1 protein-coding gene is annotated in these 858 nt (G+C 73.3%); it reads right to left on the bottom strand.

Annotation, left to right across the window (positions count from 1 at the left end; genetic code table 11):
- Window positions 1–858 (bottom strand): hypothetical protein (locus AC1DY2_RS20220; protein WP_476764041.1); only part of this gene is annotated, 858 nt, incomplete at both ends.

The raw sequence follows: 858 nt of genomic DNA, 5'->3' as shown, positions 1-858 counted from the left end.
CCGCAGGCGGGCCGTGCCGGCGACGGTCAGCGCGACGCAACGGGCGTGCGGGGCATCCGGAACCGGTTCGACCGACGCCAGGGCATCGTCCCAGCGGGCCCGTGCCAGGTCGAGCCGGCCCTGCTCCATGCGCTGGTAGGTGACGAAGCCGATGAACTCCGCCCGCTCGGTGAGCTCCATCGCGCGGGCGAGGTGCAGCTCGGCGAGGTCGAGCCGGTAGTGGTCGAGCAGGCCCCAGACGAGGTTCACGTAGGCGCGTGCCGCATCCTCCATGTCGTCGACCGCCTGCGCGACCTCCGCGGCCTCGACGAGCTCGTCGATGCCCCGCTCGTCGGCGCGGAACATCAACGCGGTGCCGTGGTTGTTCAGCGCGTGCGAGAGCACGGCGCGATCACCGGTCTCGCGAGCGATCGCGATCGCCCGATCGGCGAGCTCCATGGCGCGCTCGGAGTCGTGCATGAGCAGCGCGAGCTGCGACTCGTTGCTGAGCGCCATGGCGAGCAGACCAGGGTCGCCGGCGTCGGCCAGCACCGCGGATGCCTCGCGAGCCGACTGCTCGGCGTCGGCTCGACGGCCGGCGAACCACTGGAAGCGCGAGAGCCAGCGCAGGCTCGCCCCGAGCCGCCGGGGATCGCCGAGCCGGCGTCGCAACGCGATGACCTGGGATTGCGTTGTCATCGCGTCGTCCGCCGCTCCGACGGTGTACGCCTCGATCGCGTACTCCTCCGAGAGGTCGGCGCGTTCGGCCGGGTCGAAGCGGTCGGCGTGGTCGAGGGCGGCGCGGTAGTGCGCCGTGGCCTGGCGGTGCGCGCCCGACGCGGCGGCGTCCCTGGCCGCCCGCGGCGCCCATTCGACGAC

Source organism: Agromyces sp. P1_H4, assembly GCF_056405255.1.
Note: the sequence above shows the minus strand (reverse complement) of the source record. Positions and strands in the feature narration are given on the sequence as shown.